The 16,257-nt window shown below is 56.6% G+C and carries 13 protein-coding genes; 4 read left to right on the top strand and 9 right to left on the bottom strand.

Annotated features, from left to right (window positions below; genetic code table 11):
* Positions 1 to 90: 90 nt before the first annotated feature.
* From WLZ34_RS00305 to pstS, 8 genes are all read right to left on the bottom strand, one after another.
* The gene (locus WLZ34_RS00305) at positions 91 to 1,623 is read right to left on the bottom strand and encodes an amidohydrolase (protein WP_434731971.1); all 1,533 of its coding nucleotides are present in this window, start codon (positions 1,621 to 1,623) and stop codon (positions 91 to 93) included.
* Positions 1,624 to 1,687: 64 nt separating this feature from the next.
* Positions 1,688 to 3,211: an NADP-dependent glyceraldehyde-3-phosphate dehydrogenase gene (gene gapN / locus WLZ34_RS00300; protein WP_434731407.1), complete on the bottom strand. Its 1,524-nt coding sequence runs from the start codon at positions 3,209 to 3,211 to the stop codon at positions 1,688 to 1,690.
* A 92-nt stretch (positions 3,212 to 3,303) separates the two neighbouring features.
* Positions 3,304 to 4,572 carry a threonine synthase gene (locus tag WLZ34_RS00295; RefSeq protein ID WP_434731970.1) on the bottom strand — a complete coding sequence of 423 codons (1,269 nt, stop codon included), beginning with the start codon at positions 4,570 to 4,572 and terminating at the stop codon, positions 3,304 to 3,306.
* Positions 4,573 to 4,762: 190 nt separating this feature from the next.
* Complete coding sequence (locus tag WLZ34_RS00290) at positions 4,763 to 5,359, bottom strand: hypothetical protein (RefSeq protein ID WP_428726452.1); 597 nt, start codon at positions 5,357 to 5,359, stop codon at positions 4,763 to 4,765.
* A 4-nt stretch (positions 5,360 to 5,363) separates the two neighbouring features.
* Positions 5,364 to 6,116, bottom strand: coding sequence for a phosphate ABC transporter ATP-binding protein (locus tag WLZ34_RS00285; protein ID WP_434731406.1), 753 nt, complete (start codon positions 6,114 to 6,116; stop codon positions 5,364 to 5,366).
* Positions 6,113 to 6,967 carry a PstA family ABC transporter permease gene (locus WLZ34_RS00280; RefSeq protein WP_434731405.1) on the bottom strand — a complete coding sequence of 285 codons (855 nt, stop codon included), beginning with the start codon at positions 6,965 to 6,967 and terminating at the stop codon, positions 6,113 to 6,115. The genes WLZ34_RS00285 and WLZ34_RS00280 overlap by 4 nt, the downstream gene beginning before the upstream one ends.
* Positions 6,960 to 7,877, bottom strand: coding sequence for a PstC family ABC transporter permease (locus tag WLZ34_RS00275; protein WP_434731404.1), 918 nt, complete (start codon positions 7,875 to 7,877; stop codon positions 6,960 to 6,962). Before WLZ34_RS00275 ends, WLZ34_RS00280 begins: the two co-directional genes overlap by 8 nt.
* Before the next feature lies 1 nt (position 7,878).
* Positions 7,879 to 9,015 (bottom strand): phosphate ABC transporter substrate-binding protein PstS, encoded by a 1,137-nt coding sequence (gene pstS, locus WLZ34_RS00270; protein ID WP_434731403.1) that lies wholly within the window; start codon positions 9,013 to 9,015, stop codon positions 7,879 to 7,881.
* Positions 9,016 to 9,359: 344 nt separating this feature from the next.
* On the opposite strand from pstS, the gene WLZ34_RS00265 reads away from it, so the two are divergent.
* A complete protein-coding gene (locus tag WLZ34_RS00265) occupies positions 9,360 to 10,370 on the top strand; it encodes an AbrB/MazE/SpoVT family DNA-binding domain-containing protein (RefSeq protein WP_434731402.1) in 1,011 nt (336 codons plus the stop codon).
* On the opposite strand, the gene WLZ34_RS00260 is transcribed toward WLZ34_RS00265, so the two are convergent.
* On the bottom strand, positions 10,350 to 11,045 hold the full coding sequence (locus WLZ34_RS00260) for a polyprenol monophosphomannose synthase (RefSeq protein ID WP_434731401.1): 696 nt from the start codon (positions 11,043 to 11,045) through the stop codon (positions 10,350 to 10,352). The genes WLZ34_RS00265 and WLZ34_RS00260 overlap by 21 nt on opposite strands.
* Positions 11,046 to 11,121: 76 nt before the next feature.
* On the opposite strand from WLZ34_RS00260, the gene leuS reads away from it, so the two are divergent.
* The 3 genes from leuS (at position 11,122) to WLZ34_RS00245 (ending at position 16,207) form a co-directional block, all read left to right on the top strand.
* Entirely contained in the window at positions 11,122 to 14,043 is a 2,922-nt protein-coding gene (gene leuS / locus WLZ34_RS00255; RefSeq protein ID WP_434731400.1) for a leucine--tRNA ligase, read from the top strand.
* Between the two features lie 139 nt (positions 14,044 to 14,182).
* Positions 14,183 to 15,532, top strand: a complete 1,350-nt coding sequence (locus WLZ34_RS00250; protein ID WP_434731399.1) for a dihydroorotase — start codon at positions 14,183 to 14,185, stop codon at positions 15,530 to 15,532.
* A gap of 63 nt (positions 15,533 to 15,595) precedes the next feature.
* Positions 15,596 to 16,207: a MarC family protein gene (locus WLZ34_RS00245; RefSeq protein ID WP_434731398.1), complete on the top strand. Its 612-nt coding sequence runs from the start codon at positions 15,596 to 15,598 to the stop codon at positions 16,205 to 16,207.
* Positions 16,208 to 16,257 lie beyond the last annotated feature (50 nt).

Genomic DNA, 16,257 nt, shown 5'->3' with positions numbered 1-16,257 from the left:
GCTGAGGTCTTTTAAACCCTCGCTCAGTACGTCCTTTTTCCCCGGTTTCCTCGGCTTGTAGACGCTCATGTTCTACCAAGACTTAGTTTACTAAGACCCCTTTATCAACTTGACAACCCTGGCTTTCAGACCACGGACTTTAGCAGGGTCGTACTGGAGGAGAGGGTCGTCGCTCAGCTCCACTATGTCTGCGTAGCACCCTGGTAGCAGGTAGCCTAGCCTCGGGTCCCCGAGGGCGAGCCCAGCGTCTACCGTGTAGTGTGCGAGCGCCTCGGCTACGGTGACCGCGTTCCTGAGAGTCGCGCGGGCGTAGTCCACGTCATCATACAGGCCTCTCGTGACGGCGGCGTAGACCGTCTCGAACGGGTCTACTGGTTCTACAGGGGCGTCTGTCGAGTACGCTGTGACCGCGACGCTCTCCAGCTCTTTGAACCTGTAGACCCACCAGACCCTTCCCCACCCCACTCTCTGCGTAATCCACTTATCGGCGATCACAAAGTGGGGTTGCACTACGAGTACCGGCCCGAGCTCCCCGATGTATCCGAGTTGGTCGTCCCTGACTAGGGAGACGTGTTCCAACCTTAGATGGAGGCTCCTCACTCTCCTCGCGGCCCTCAGTGCCACCTCTAAAGCGGCGTCTCCGATCACGTGAACCGCGACCTGGAGATTCCTACGGCTCGCCTCGGCGAAGATCTTTTCGAGCTCCTCCTCGCTGTAGTTCAAGAAGCCCCGTCTCCCTGGTTCGTCAGAGTAGTCGTCGGATAGGTAGGCCGTTCGCGGCCCTAGCGCACCGTCTAGGATCACCTTTAAACCGTTGACCCTGAACTTGCTCGAGCTGTCTTTCCAAGTCTCGTTCACCAATCTCTCGACGTAGTCAAAGTCGAAGTCTGGCCCTCCAGTGTACATCACGTAGCCGTAGACCCTTATAGGGAGTTTACCCTCCTCGTCAAGCCTCTTAAACGCCTCGACCTCTCTACGAGAGAGACCTGCCGCCCCGACCGCCGTCACACCTTTGGACTCGAACTCTCTCAGGCCAAGTAGCAGGGCTTCTTCGAGCTCTGGTTCTCGCATCGACGACCTGATGTGTGTCAGGAGTCTCCACAGGTCTTCTTCGTAGATCCAGCCCTTCTCTAGGTCTCCAAACTTGATCTGTCCCAGCACTTCTCTAGCCAGGTCTAACCCCATACTGTTCAGGGAGGCCATGTGGCCCGATATGTGCTGTAGCAAGACTGGCTTGTCGCGGACGTAAGCGTCTATCTCCCAGTAGTACGGCATTCTACCCTCCCTGAGGCTGGAGGGGTCTAACCTCGGGGGTATCACCCAGCCAGCGACGGCTCTGCTTTCCCCGAGCCTCTCCAAAACGTCCTTAATGCTCGAGGCCTCCATCCTACCTCCGAGAACCAGGTTATAGCCCAGCGAGTCCGGGTGTGCGTGGGCATCCACGAAGCCGGGGGCTAATACATACTCGGAATCCACCTCGGTGTATTCCGACCCCGCTAGTGCCTTCTTCACATCCTCGTACCTGCCTACGGCTACAACCGTCTCCCCGTGTACGGCGATAGACTCGACCACTACTAGGGGCCTGTAGTTCGCTATAACCCTCCTTTTACTCCTGACGAGCACTAGAGGCAAGAGGCTGGCACCTGAAATGAGAGAACGGGGGGAGGGAGAAAAATCTGAGCCCGCCTTAAATGAGGTAGTTGTACACGCCCTTGCCCTTGAAGTTGAATATGACGGTCTTCGTGGTCATGACGTACTCTACGCTATAGCCGATGCCCTCCCTACCAATACCGCTACTCTTCCTACCACCGAACGGGTAGTAGCCGATACCGTGCCTCGGCATGTCGTTGACGTACACGGCGCCTACCTCGAGGTACCTGATGACTTTCCTGATCCGGTCTAGGTCCTTCCCGAAGACAGCGGCGTCTAGTCCGTACTCCCTCCCGTTGGCGATCTTTATAGCCTCGTCGAGGTCTTTGAACGGTGTTATCAGGGCTACGGGTGCGAAGACCTCCTCCTTGTAGAGCCTCGTCTCAACGAGTTGTTCGTGGGAGGCGATCTCAACTAGTGTAGGCTCAACGTAATTGCCGCCTAAGCGCCTCCCCCCGTAGAGTAAGACACCGCCCTTCGCTAGGGCGTCTTCAACCGCGCTCATCATGTTCTCGACGGCATCCCTGCTTATCAGTGGGCCCATAACAGTCGTGGAGTCGCGTGGGTCGCCCACTTTCACTTTCTTGAGCTCCTCGACAAGTCTCTTCTTGAACTCCTCGTACACTTTTTCTTCTACCAGTATAAGCTTGATGGCGTCGCACCTCTGGCCTGCGTAGCTGTAAATGCCAGCTGCCACAGCTCTCGCAGCCTGATCTAGGTCGGCGTCCGCGAGGACTATAGCGGGGTCGCCTCCGCCCAGCTCCATGATGTACTGCTTCACACCTCCCACAGCGAGGACGTGCCTACCCGTCGACGAGCTCCCGGTGAGGCTGACCACGGAGATCCTCCTGTCAGCGACGAGCGGGTCTGTCTCCTTGCCCGGCAGCGTCAGTACGGCGAAGGAGTCCCTCGGGAAGCCCGACTCCTCTACCACCTTGGCGAACATCAAGACGGGTAGAGGGTCTGCGCTGGGCGGCTTTATGACCACCGCGTTACCGCTGATAGCGCTGTAGACGAACTTGTTAACGGAGTCGAACAGCGGGTAGTTGAAGGGGATCACAGCGAGGACTACGCCGAAGGGCTCCTTCCTCACGATGGCCTCGGTCTCCAGTGTAGACTGGTCCCAGTCGCCAGCAATGTACTCGCCGGGCACCTTCCTGGCGTCGAGTGTCGAGTCCCTCAACCTGCTGATACTAGCGTTCAACTCCCCCTTGGCCTGGGCATAGGTCTTGCCGGTGTTCAAGACGAGAGCCTGAACGAAGTCCTCAGAGTACTTCTCTAAGAGGTCGGCTATCCTTAACATGAGGGAGACGCGCTTGTAACCCGGGGTGTTCCTGATACTCCACCTCCCCTGCTCGTAGACCCTGCCCACTACCTTATCGACGTCCTTGTAGGTCAGTCTAGGTACGTAGCCTATGACCGTGTCGTCTATTGGAGAGTAGACCGGGGTCCATTCCGAGGACTCGACCCACTCGCCGGCGGCGTAGGCCTTGAAGTAGGGCCTGCCCTCTCTCGTGTGGTGAATGCCCTCGAAGAACTTCGATAGCCTGAGCTCGACCATCCAACCCCTCCTTGGTAGTTTATACGCTTTTTTAAATTATAAAATTACTTTAAGAGAAGGAGTAAAAGAAGGATTTAAACAGGCGATTAAATTCAGAACTCTGACCCGTAGTACTTCCTTGCGGCCGCGAAGAACTCTTCTTCGGCGGGGTTGATTAAGGGTACGTCGCCTGCGGTTTTCTTGACTATGTCGGGGTCTTTCAGGCCGTGCCCGGTCACTAACACGACCACCGTCTCGTCCTTGTCGACCTGTCTGTCCTCAATCGCCTTGATCAGGCCTGCTAAGCCCGCCGCTCCACTGGGCTCGGCGAAGACCCCTTCAAGGCTGGCAAGCAGCTTCATCGCCTCTACGATCTCGTCGTCTTTCACCACGACACCGTAACCGTTAGTCTTGTAAAGCGCTCTGAGGCCGGCGTCTCCATCCCACGGGAACGTGTCTTCTAACCCTGTAGCGATCGTCTCCGGCGGCTTCTCCCACGGCCTTATCTTGTCGGGGTCGGCCCTCTCCATCCACGCCCTAACGAACGGGTAGTTGCCCTCCGGCTGAACAGCCACCAGCTTCGGGTACCCGGTTATCCAGCCGACCTGGTTCCAGTCCCTGAAGCCGTTGAAGACGCCTGTGAGGAGGCTCGCGGCACCTGTGGGAACGAATACCTGGCCTGGTAGCCTCCAGCCCAACTGCTCGACGATCTCCATGGAGATGGTCTTCGGGCCTTCTATCTGGTAGGGGTTGAAGACCCCGAAGCTGGGGCTGGGATAGAAGCCGTACCTCTCGCTGAGTACTCTCATCATTTTAACGGTGGGGTCCTCTGCCTCGGTCCACTTTACCTTGAAGACCTTGGCCCCGTAGTATAGGAGCTGGGCTATCTTGCCGAAGCCGGCGAAGTCGGGCACGAACGCGTATACTTCGATGCCCGCCTTAGCGCCGTAGGCGGCCAGTGAAGCAGCGGCGTTACCGCTGCTCGCAATAACCGCTCTCTTGAACCCGAAGTACTTTGCCATAGAGACCGAGACGCTCATTGCCCTGTCCTTGAAGCTACCGGTCGGGTTCCTGGTCTCGTCCTTCAAGTAGAGGTTCTTCAGGCCGAGCCTCTCGCCGAGCCTCTTCGCCTTCAGTAGGGGGGTGCCGCCTTCACCGAGCGTGACTATATACTCATCGCTGGGGACCGGCAGGAACTCCTTGTACCTCCACATGTAGAAAGGCCTCTTGGCCAGCTCCTCCCTGCTTACACTTGAGGCGATCGCCTCGTAGTCGTAGTAGACGTCGAGCCTTCCCAAGTCCTTGTTGACGCACGTGACAGGCTTCTCCTCTAGCTTGTATACCCTCCCACACTTACTGCACTTCAGGTGTGTGACGAACATAACGCTCACCAACCCATTACACAATGTGGTCGAACGCTTAATTAATTAACCTTGAGGACTTGAGGGAGGAGCTAGTCCTCTATAAAAGTTAAGGGCAGCGAAGAGATCAACAACCGCGCCTCTCGCTCCCGCTCATTTTTCCAAGTAAGCGTTCAAAGGGTCGGGTCCAATGCCCTGGAGGTTCATCTCCCTAGTGCGCGATCCTGGAGGCCAGGTACTCAACGTGGTCCAACATCCTCTCGACGTGCCTGAGTATCAGTAGCCTGGCTACCTCTTCCTTGGAAAACACCCTCTTCGCCGCCGCGGCCTTAAGCGCTGTGAGGTACCTCTCGTCGCTCTCTTTCTCGAGTTCGAGGAGTCTGTCCACGTTGATGGTGTCAGTCTCGCCTCTCAGTAGTTTGTTCACGAAGGCTTTCAGCTCCTTCACGGCCTCGGATAGCGACTCGTAGACGTCCCTCCCAACGTCAACCGTTCCAAAGATCTTCACAACTCTGGCGATCTCCCACGAGTACCTGGAGATCCTGTACAGGTCGTAGGCGGCGTCGAGGAGGACGGTGTAGTACCAGAGCAGCCTCCCCACAGGCCTATACCTCGCGATCGACTCGAACACGTACGTGTAAAGTTCACGTCTCAGCATTTGTTGTCTCAGAGTCGATTGGTACAGCTCTATGTAGTCGCCGTCGGTTATCGACCCGGCCTTGAGGGAAGACATGATTATGTCGAGGGACTTAAAGGTCTCCTCGGAGATCGATTCGACGATCTTTGTTACAGTCTTACTGGCCTCCACCGCGTCACCACCCCTCGCTCAAGAGCTTTATAGCGAGCTCGTTCCTAGTCTTCAAGACAATATCGCCCACGGGCCCGCTCTCGATAACCTTGCCGTCGAACATGACATTCACGTAGTCCCCGATCCTGAGGGCCTGGTTCGGGTTGTGCGTCACCATGACAATCGTCATCTCGTTCTTCAGTTCTCTGAGGGTCTCCTCGATCTTCTTCGCGTTTATCACGTCGATGTTCGCCGTTGGCTCGTCTAGAAGTAGAACCTCCGGCTTCATCGCAAGAGCCCTAGCTATACACAGCCTCTGCTTCTGGCCCCCGCTCAACACGTGGGGGTGCTTCTCCAGTTTGTCCTTCACCTCATCCCACAACATGGCTTTCTCCAGGGCCCACTTAACCAGCTCTTTCAAGGAACCCTTGTCCTTGGCCACACCGTTGACCCTGGCTGGGAGCGCCACGTTCTCGAAGATCGTCAGGTGGGGGAACGGGTTGGGTACCTGGAACACCATGGCTACTCGCCTCCTCACGTCTACGGGGTCCATGTCGAAGAGGCTCCCACCGTTCAAGAGTATGTCTCCACTCCTCCTCACGTTGGTATTAAGCTCGACTATCCTGTTTATGCTCTTAAGGAAAGTCGATTTACCCGAGCCGCTTGGTCCGACTATGACCGAGATCGAGTTCTTGGGCGCGCAGAACTCGACTCCTTTGAGGATCTCCACGTCGTTTATCCACAAGTGGAAGTCTACTGCCCGGATATGGCACCTCACAGCTCCACACCCCTCACCATCCGAGACAACGCGAATAGAGCAGCGTATACGACGTAGAGGACTAGTGAAGCGGCCCACGCGAACTGGAACTGTGAGGGGAATGGAGAGCTCGAGAGGGTGAAAATGAGCGTCGTGATAGTGGACGAAGGCTGGAGTAGGCTGTAGAGCGAAGAGGGGTAGGTGTTGATGGCGTTGCCGATCGTGAAGAGGAGCGGCGCCGTCTCCCCCATCACCCTCGCCAGGGTCAGTGCCACAGTTGATGCCACCCCCGACTTTCCGATCCCTATCAGTACTCTCTTCAATACCAACCACCTCGTGAGCCCGATCGCGTAGCCGGCTTCGCGGTATGTCTCGGGGATGCTCGAAAAGACGCCCTCTAGGTACGATATCTCTACCGGTAGCGCCACTAGAGCCAGCGATAGGGAGCCGGCCAAGAGGCTCTGCGCCCTCATGGGTATGACCAGTAGGCTGTACACTATGACAGAAATCGTGATCGTCGGTAGCCCGTACAGGCTCGTGAAGACCACTCTCAGGAAGTCGACGAACCATCTCCCCTTGTACTCGACCATAGTGAACGCGGCGATGAGGGCCACGGGGGTCGCCAAGGCGACGGCGATACCCGACGACACGAGAGTCCCTACTAGGCTGGGGCCCACACCACCAACCGGGGCGTCTTGGTTGGGGAGGGGTGGGGTTGCGTACAGCAGGCTCAGCCCGTTCAGTAGTGCAAGGGGGAGGCCGTACACAACCACCACGATATGCACTACGAGTATCAGGGTCAGGGACACGAGCGCGGAGGTCAGTATGGAGGCCTTGACGAGGGCGACCTTGAGAGACCGCCGTCTACTCACCTACCACCACCCTGAACCTTTTGTTGAGGTAGAGACCAGCCGCGTTCAGCGACAGGGATAGAACGAAGAGTATCAGGGACGAGGCGAACAACACGCTGTCGAGAAGGGGGTACATGACGGAGTAGCCGAAGTTGTTCACTATGAGAGAGGGAATGGTCGACACCGGCGAGAGGGCGCAGGGGGTTATCACGTACTGGTTGCCCGCGACTAGTGACACTATAGTGGTCTCGGTCAGGATCCTGCTGGACGATAGTAGTAGGGCTGAGACTATTGCCGGCCTTACCATCGAGAGCTTCATCAGTATGACCTCCTCCTTGTAGAGCCCTATGCTGTAGGACGCCTCCACGTAGGACTTCGGTATCATTCTAAGAGACTCCCTGACCAGTGCGGCCATGTAGGGTACTGCGGAGATCGAGAGGATCACCGTGGCGGTCATGAGGTTCTGGCCCGTCAGGGGTCTACAGGCGAATAGAGGCAAAAAGCCGAGCAACTCGTGCAGGGGCCTCTCCAACCAGTCCTTCAGTACGTTGGACATGAAAGCTAGGCCTATGTACGCGTAGATCACCGTGGGAAGGCCCGCAGACAGGTCGATCACGAGGTTAACCAGTTTGCCGGCTAAACCCCTCAAGTACTCCTCCGCTAAAACCACTAAGGGTATGGAAAACACAATGATTAGGGGTATCGAGTAGACAGTCACGAGGACAGAACCCAAAAGGGGTGCGAGGAGACCGAACTTACCCTCGTCTGTGTTCCAGACGGAGCCTAACAGGCCCGCCCCGAGCGAGAAGACCGACGGCGCTGACTTAACGGCCAAGACGTACACGACCAGGGCAAACAACACGACGAGGATCGCCAGGTTCAAACCCACCAGGTAAACGAACTTGTCTGCTGAAAAAACCCTTATCTTCATCTTAAGCACCCTGTGTGAGGCTGGTCAACAGCTCGCTAACAAGTCTCTGGGGGAGCGAGTAGAACCCTTCGATCGCGTTCTCCTGGCCCTTCGTGAGTATGAAGCGTATCCACAGGTTGACGGCGTCCTGCTTGCTCTTGTCGGGGTAGGACGCCCAGAACAACTGGTAGGTGAAGGTAACCAAGGGGTAGGAGTTGTTGCCAGGCGCGTATATCACCTCGCTGGAGGACTGGCTCCAGTCTGCTCTAACAGTTGAGGGGAGCTTGTCGATTATGCTCTCCACGGCGGCTGATACGCCATTAGGGGTGGGCAGGACGAAGAAGCCCTCTCTGTTCTGTAACGCGGCGTACTGTATTCCGGAGGACAGGGCGTACTGGACCTCCACGTAGCCTAACGTGTACGGGTTGTTTTTCACTGCTAGAGTGAGGCCGTCGCTGCCCTTCGCCCCGATAGCCCTGCTGGACTCGGTTACGAAGGTCGGCATAGACAAGCCCACGAGGTTGCTGGGCCATAGGGAGGGGCAGGACCGCGAGAGGTATGTGGTCAGGATATTGGTTGTCCCGCTTTTGTCGCTCCTGTACACAACAATAATGTCCTTATCGGGGAGCTTGTCGGCGACAGCTGGGTTGAGGCTCTTGATAGCAGGGTCGTTCCACCTCGTCACGTTGCCTCTCAGGACCTCGGCTAGTATGCACCCCGTGATGTTCAGGTGGACCTCTCTAGGTATCTCCGGGATGTTGTAGACCACGACGACCACCCCGACTGTGATCGGGAGCTGTAGGACTCTACCTTCATAGTTCTTGTAGACGTCGTGCGGGAGGGGCACGTCGCTTCCCGCGAAGTCGGTGGTGCCGGCCAAGAACATGCTGATCCCAGCACCGCTTCCAACCCCCTGGTAGTTCACCTGGACACCATTCTCCTGCTGGAAGAGTCTAGCCCAGTACTGGACTAGCGGTGCCTGAAGCGTGGAGCCCGCACCGTTAAGCACGACGTTGAGAGGGAGAGTAGTCGGGGTCGGGGACGAGTACGTGGGCGATGGAGAAGTCTGGCCCGTGTACGGTGCCCCTGGATACGTTTTACCCACCATGTAGTACCAGGCTGCTCCTAACACGATAACCGCGATTACAAGAATTGGCAATAATACTTTTTTGTTCATATTGACCTCACCAGGATTATATGATTGGATGCGTGTTTTTTAATGTAAGTACAATAACCTTTAAAGTCTACAATAAACTTTAAAGTTTGGGCATAGAGTGTCTAACGACTTTAGCGGCGGAAGGCTATTCGTCGTCACTTAGATACAATTATGAGTAAGAACAAGAGGGCCTCGAGACCTAACAGTAGAGCAATCGTGATCGAGATCTTCCTCTTTACGTTCATGGTTCAAGCATATAGTCTTTGCTGTTAATATGCCTAGCCTTGTTAACCTTTAAACACCCTTTAAAGTATTTAACCCTCTACTGGGATACTTAGTCGAGGGCGTTGTTCAAGAGAAGAATTCAAGTGATGAGCGGCTCTACATACATGGTATCGCTACCGAAGGACTGGGCTAGGCTACACAACCTCAAACAGCACGACGAGGTCGTCATAGAGATACTGCCAGACTTGAGCTTGAAGGTCAGCCCAGTGCAGTCTAGGAGGAGCTTCGAGAAGTCCTACACCTTCTACTTGAGCGGCCTCCGCGCCTACGACATGATACAACTGGTATCAGCCTATCTCGCGGGCTACGACGAGGTAAAGATCAACTGCGGCAGGTGCTCAGCCGACTACGCAAGGAGTGTGGTGAGAGAGCTCATCAACAAGACGATCGGGCTGGAGATCGTCGAGACGAGCCAGTTCGAGTACGTGGTCAAGAACGTGGCAGGCGACTTCAGCATAGGCGTCGACGAGATCATCCTGAGAGTATTCAGGATACTGAGGATGATGCTTCAAGACCTCTCCAACGCCCTCGCCAAAGAAGCGGGGAGAGACGTATACCTGGAGATCGCCGAGAGAGACAGCTTGGTGGATAAGCTGACCCTCTACGGGCTGAGGGTGTTCAACAAGGTGTTCATGGGCGAGATCCTGCCGAAGGACGTCGGGTTTAAGTCTTTTGCGGAGGTGAACGTGTACTACAACATCCTCAGGAACCTCGAGAGGACTGTAGACCACGTAGCATTCCTCGCGAGAGACCTGAGCGACCTCGACGGTAGGCTAGACGAGAGGGTGAGAGAGGCGACGCTGAACCACATCAACACGCTCGCAGACTTCTGCGACAAAGTTATGAACCTCTACGCCTCCAAGAGCGGGAGGGACTTCTCCAGCCTACTGAATGTAGAGTACGAGAACGTGAAGAAGGCGGAGGAGACCAACCGGCGCATGATCGCGTCTAACCCTAACTACTTCTTCATCTACGATAACCTCTACAGGGTCAGGGGCTACCTCTTAGACATAGTAGAGCTGGTGAGCGACATAAAGTACCTGACTCAACGCTTACAGTTCGAAGAAAGCTAGCTTCAAGACATGGCGGATGTATGCCGAGATCACTTTAAGGCCCAGTTTAGACTTGCCTTTCTCTCTTGACACGAACACGTACGGCTGGTCGCACACCTTCGCCTGCCGAGCCCTCCGTAGTAAGTCCAGTAGAACCTTGTAGCCCCTCGGCTCGACTGTGTCAAAGTCCCCGATCACCCGTCTCCTAAAGCCGAAGAAACCCGACATCGGGTCGCTCGTCTTGCGCGACTCGGGGATGAAGAGCCAGGCGATAACGGCGGCGCCCCTCGACATCAACCTCCTGTACCAAGGGAAGCCCATCACGCCTCCGCCTTTTGCATACCTCGATGCTACTACGACGTCGCACCGGGAGAGCTTCTCCACGATCAGAGGGATCACCCCGGGCGGGTGCTGGAGGTCTGCGTCCATGACGACGACGAGGTCCCCGTCCGCGTGCTTCACCCCCTCGACGACCGCGGAGGCGAGCCCTAGCTTCCCGGGCCTCTTTATCACCTTGACCGGGTAGAGGCCGCTGAGCTGCCAAGCCAGCTCTGCTGTTCCGTCCGGCGAGTTGTCGTCGACAACTACGACCTCGTAATCCCATCCATGCGGCCTGATCGCCCGGTCGATCCTCCTCAGGAGCTCCGGTATGTTGTCTCTCTCGTTGTACGTGGGGACTACGATTGAAACCTTCATACCGGACTACCGGCTTGCCACGGCACTACGATTATATTTCCTTATACGGTTCATATAATTACCTTAGCCAAGTACGGTGTCAGGCTTGCATCAGGGCTCTAACGAGTTCCTGGAGTGGCTCAGGGGTATCGAGAGGAAGTGGCAGAAGCTGTGGCGTGAGAGCCGCGTCTTCGAGCCCGAGCCAGACCCCGCCAAGCCTAAGTTCTTCATAACCGTTCCCTACCCGTACACCAACGCCCCTCTCCACATAGGCCACGGTAGGACTTACACGATAGGCGACATTATAGCCAGGTACAAGCGTCTCCGCGGCTATAATGTCCTGTTCCCAATGGCCTTCCACATCACGGGTACACCTATTGTAGCGATATCCGAGATGATCTCGAGGGGAGACAAGAAGGTAATAGCTAGGTACGAGTCCTATGTGAGGATGTACCTCAGCGACGAAGAGAAGGTGAAGGAGACCCTCGAGTCCTTCAAAGACCCGCTTAAGCTAGCGGAGTTCTTCGCAGAGAACGTCCACGTCGACTTCGACGCACTGGGCTACAGCATAGACTGGAGGAGGAGGTTCCACACGGGCGAGCCGCTGTACAACAAGTTCGTGGCATGGCAGTACCTGAAGCTCTCGGAGAAGGGGCTCTTGACGCGGGGGAGCCACTACGTCACCTACTGCCTACTCCACAAGCAGCCGGAAGGGGAGGACGACATAGAGGACGCTGACGTGAACCCCGTCGAGATAGTGGAGTACACTGGTGTCAAGTTCAGGCTGGTGGACGGCGGGGACGTGCTCTTGGCAGCGACGCTTAGACCCGAGACCCTGTACGGCGCGACCAACTTGTGGGTCAACCCGGAGGCCAAGTACGTCAGGTTCAGGATGGGCCGGGAGGTCTACATCACCTCCGAGAAGGCGTTCGTGAAGCTCAAGCACCAGCACCCCGAGCTGGAGTTTGAGGTCCTCGAGGAACTACCGGGAAGCATTCTTCTGGGTCGCAAGGCCAGGAGCCCGCTCGGGCAAGAGCTCGTAGTCTTGCCAGCGTGGTTCGTGGACCCCGACCTCGGGACGGGCGTTGTGTACTCCGAGCCGAGCGACGCCCCCTACGACTACGCCGCCTTGAGCGACCTGAAGAAGGACAAGAGCCTCATGGCCAGGTACGGCCTGGACCCCTCACTGGTCGACCCGATAAGCCCGATCAAGATCATTGAAGTCCCAGGCGTGGAAGGGCACTACGCGCAGTTGGTAGTCGAGTCGATGGGGATAAGGGACCAGTACGACGAGAGGCTCGAGGAGGCTACTAGCATAGTTTACAAGGAGGAGTTCTACAAAGGCCGTATGCTTGTCAAAGACCCGCTCGTGGAGGGGAAGCCGGTCAGAGAGGCGAGGGACATCGTCAAGCAGTCACTGATCGGGAGGGGCGACGCGATAAGGTTCCTGGAGCTCAACAGGAAGGCTAGGTGTAGGGCCGGCGGTGAGATCATAGTAGCCAAGATCGTAGACCAGTGGTTCCTCGACTACACTGGCGAGAGCCTCAAGAAGACCCTGCTCGACTACATCGAGAACAGGCTCGTCGTCAAGCCTGAGAAGTACAAGAAGGCGTTCGTGGACGCGATAAACTGGCTAGAGAAGAGGCCCTGTGCCAGGAAGAGGGGTATCGGCACGAGGCTACCCTTCGACGAGGAGTGGATCATCGAGAGCCTGAGCGACTCGACGATATACATGGCCTTCTACACCATCGTCCACAAGCTGAGGCAGGCCGGCGTCAAGCCGGAGAACCTGAGACCAGCTTTCTTCGACTACGTCTTCCTGGGCCAGGGCGAGAGAGAAAAAGTAGCCGCTGAGGCGGGGCTTAGACCGGAGCTATTAGACGAGCTGAGAAGGGAGTTCGAGTACTGGTACCCCGTTGACCTTAGGCACACGTCGACGCCCCATATATCGAACCACCTCTCGTTCTACCTGATCCACCACGCCGTGATCTTCCCAGAGAAGTACTGGCCTCGCGCGATAACGCTCAACGAGCCCGTCATTAGGGAGGGCGCGAAGATGAGCAAGAGCAAGGGGAACGTGATCAACCTGAGAGACATAGCCGAAAAGTACTCCTCCGACCTGTTCAGACTCTACATCGCCTGGGCGGCCAGCCTGGACACTGTCTTGGACTGGAGGGAGAAGGACGTGTCGGCCACGGCGGACCTCCTACAGAAGTTCACCAGGCTCGCGCTCGACCTAATAGAGGGGAGGTGCGTCGACGTAGGCGAGGACGTTCTGTCGAGGTGGTTTAAGAGCAGGTTCTACAGGCTCGTCAAAGCCGGCGAGGAGGCGGTCGAGGCCCACCAGGTTAGGGACTACGTCCAGAACGTGTTCTTCAACGTGCTGAACCTCATAGACAGGTACAGGGATATGAGAGGGTTCCTACCCTGCGACGTAAAGTATGTACTACAGGACTGGCTCAAGGTCCTCAACCCTGTAATCCCGCACTTGACGGAGGAGATGTGGAGCAGGATGGGTGGTGGCGGGTTCCTGTCGACTAGTAGCTGGCCCAGCGGATACGAGGCCTACTTCGACGATGCCGCCGAAGCGCTGATCAACGAGGTGGAGAGGGTCGTCGAGGACGTAAAGAACATTCTAGGAGCCGTGGGGAGGAAGCCCCGCGAGGTCTACGTGATAGTGGCGTCCCAGTGGAAGAGGAGGGTCTTAGAGTTGGCAATGAAGGGCTTGGAGCTAAGAGAGGTGATAAGGGAGGTGTCTAGGACGGTCGGCGCTGGTAAGGAGAGACTAGTGTCCGAGGTGTACAGGGCGTGGAAGTCGGGGCAGCTAGACAGGGAGGCGGTGAAGGTCGATCACAGCCTAGAGCTCGACACTCTGAGGAGGCTGTCCGAGTACATAGGCAGGAAAACGGGTGCTGTGGTCAGAGTCGTGGAAGAGGGAGAAGCCCTCTCCATGGGGTTGTCTAAAGCCGAGAAAGCGCTCCCCGGGAAGCCGGGCTTGTTCGTCCTGTTCGAGTCGTAGAGTTTGTCTCGCGGAGCTGAGCGCGCGAGAAGGTGTTTTGTCCACGGGAAATTCCGCGACCCCCTAGAGGCTGTAATAGAAATTTTTAATTTATCATGATTTTATCTTTATTTGACATATTGTATCCAGGGGCTCCATCATGAGTGTCGGCAGCGTTCTCATCAGGAACGCCAAGGTCTTCCTCGGTAAGGAGTTCGTTGAGGGCAACATCCTAGTAGAAGACGGCAAGATAGCGGCGCTGGGTAAAAAGGACTTCCCCGCCGAGAAGGTGATCAACGCGGAGGGCCAGCCGGTGTTTCCGGGCGGGATAGACATCCACGCCCACGTTTACGACCCCCGGTACACGCAGAACGAGGACTGGAAGTCTGGTAGCCTAGCCGGAGCCTTCGGCGGTCTCACCACTCTGATCGACATGCCGCTCAGAGTTTACGTGGACAACCTAGACGTACTCAAGCTGAAGGTCGAGGAGGCCAAGAAGGACTCCTACCTGAACTACGGTATTACAGCGGGCTTTATGAACGGGAAGAACAAGGACTCCATACAGGCCCTCGCGAGGGAGGGGGTTAAGACCTTCAAGGTCTTCACCGCTAGGCCCTTCAAGGCCGAGGACTACGACATTGTCGAAGTATTCGAGCAGGTGGCCAACGTCAACGGCGTAGTCGTCGTCCACGCCGAGGACGACCCCCTCATAGAGCTCGGCGAGAAGAGGTACAAGTCTTTCGACGACCCGTCCTACTACCACTTGCACAGGACGGACAACGCTGAGGCCGCCGCGATCTTGAAGGTCGGGTTCTACGCACTCGAGACTAACGCGTCTCTCCACATCGCGCACCTCAGCAGTGCTAAGGGGCTCCAAGCGATCGAGTTCATAAGGCGCTTCTACAGTAGGGTGACAGTCGAGACGTGCCCGCACTTCCTCTACTTCACGCGAGACGACACCCTCAGGCTTGGCAACTACATCAAGGTCGCCCCCACACTGAAAACACAGGCGGACAGGGACGCGCTCTGGAGGGGTCTGGAGACCGGCGACATAGACGTCTACGCGAGCGACAACGCGCCCGCGCCCAGGTCCGAGAAGGAGAAGGACGCGTGGAGCGCTTGGGGCGGCATCCCCAACCTAGAGATAATGATGCCCTTCCTGTACACGTTCGGCGTAGAGGGGAGGAGGATCTCCGTGGAGACGTTCATTGACGTGACCTCGAGGAACCCGGCCCGGATACTCGGGGTCTACCCGGTTAAGGGCGAGATAGCCATAGGCTCGGACGCGGACTTGGTTGTACTCGAGACGAGGAAGCCTCGTAGGATATCGGCTTCGACGCACCACCACAAGGTGGACTGGACACCGTGGGAGGGGCTTGAGCTCAAGGGGCACCCGTTGCACCTGCTCGTAAACGGCGTGCCGATCATAGAGAAGGGCGAGCTAGTGGGTGAGCCAGGGCACGGGGTTTACGTGGGTCTCCTCGCGAGGAGGCTGAGGAAGGGGGAGTGAGAGGCGCCGTGTAGTCCCCTTGCTTAATACCCAGTCTCACGCGAGTTACTGACTGGGGCGCTCATGGTAGACCTGCTCGTGATGCTAACTCAGTACTACGTGCAGCTACTCGCTATAATGAACCCGTTCTCCGCTTTGCCCACCTATATCTCGCTCACGGAGAGACTCGGTAAGGTAGAGCGGGAGAGGATCGTGAGGAGGGCCTTCTGGGCGATGCTAACGATAATGCTCGTTTTCACGTTCCTCGGGAGTACCATACTCGAGGTGTTCAACATATCGTTGGCTAGCCTCCGTATAGGAGGAGGAATCGTCTTAATGGTGCTAGCCGTCGACATGCTCGGCGAGATGCCGAGGACGAAGAGGGTCGAGCCAACCGACATGGCTGTAGTGCCAATCGCTACACCGCTCATCGTTGGGCCTGGCACTCTCACGACTATCTTGCTTCTGACCAGCTCGGAGAGGACTCTTATGAACATGGCTCTCATCGTAGTCGCCGAAGTGGTTGCGGCAGCGACCACTTACCTTATACTCAAGTTCTCCGACACGTTGGTCAGGTTCCTCAGTGTCAGTACTGTGAGGGCGCTCGGCAGGTTCATGTCGATCATAATCGCCAGCGTGGCAGTGGACATGATAGCGAAGGGGGTCTACGGCTATATCGTAAGCATCTACAAGTAAGTATAAGTAGGCTCAAAAGAAGAACTGTGTGGTCAAACCGTTTTACGTCT

Source organism: Thermogladius sp. KZ2Tp1, assembly GCF_051131135.1.
Lineage (GTDB): Archaea > Thermoproteota > Thermoprotei_A > Sulfolobales > Desulfurococcaceae > Thermogladius.
Note: the sequence above shows the minus strand (reverse complement) of the source record. Positions and strands in the feature narration are given on the sequence as shown.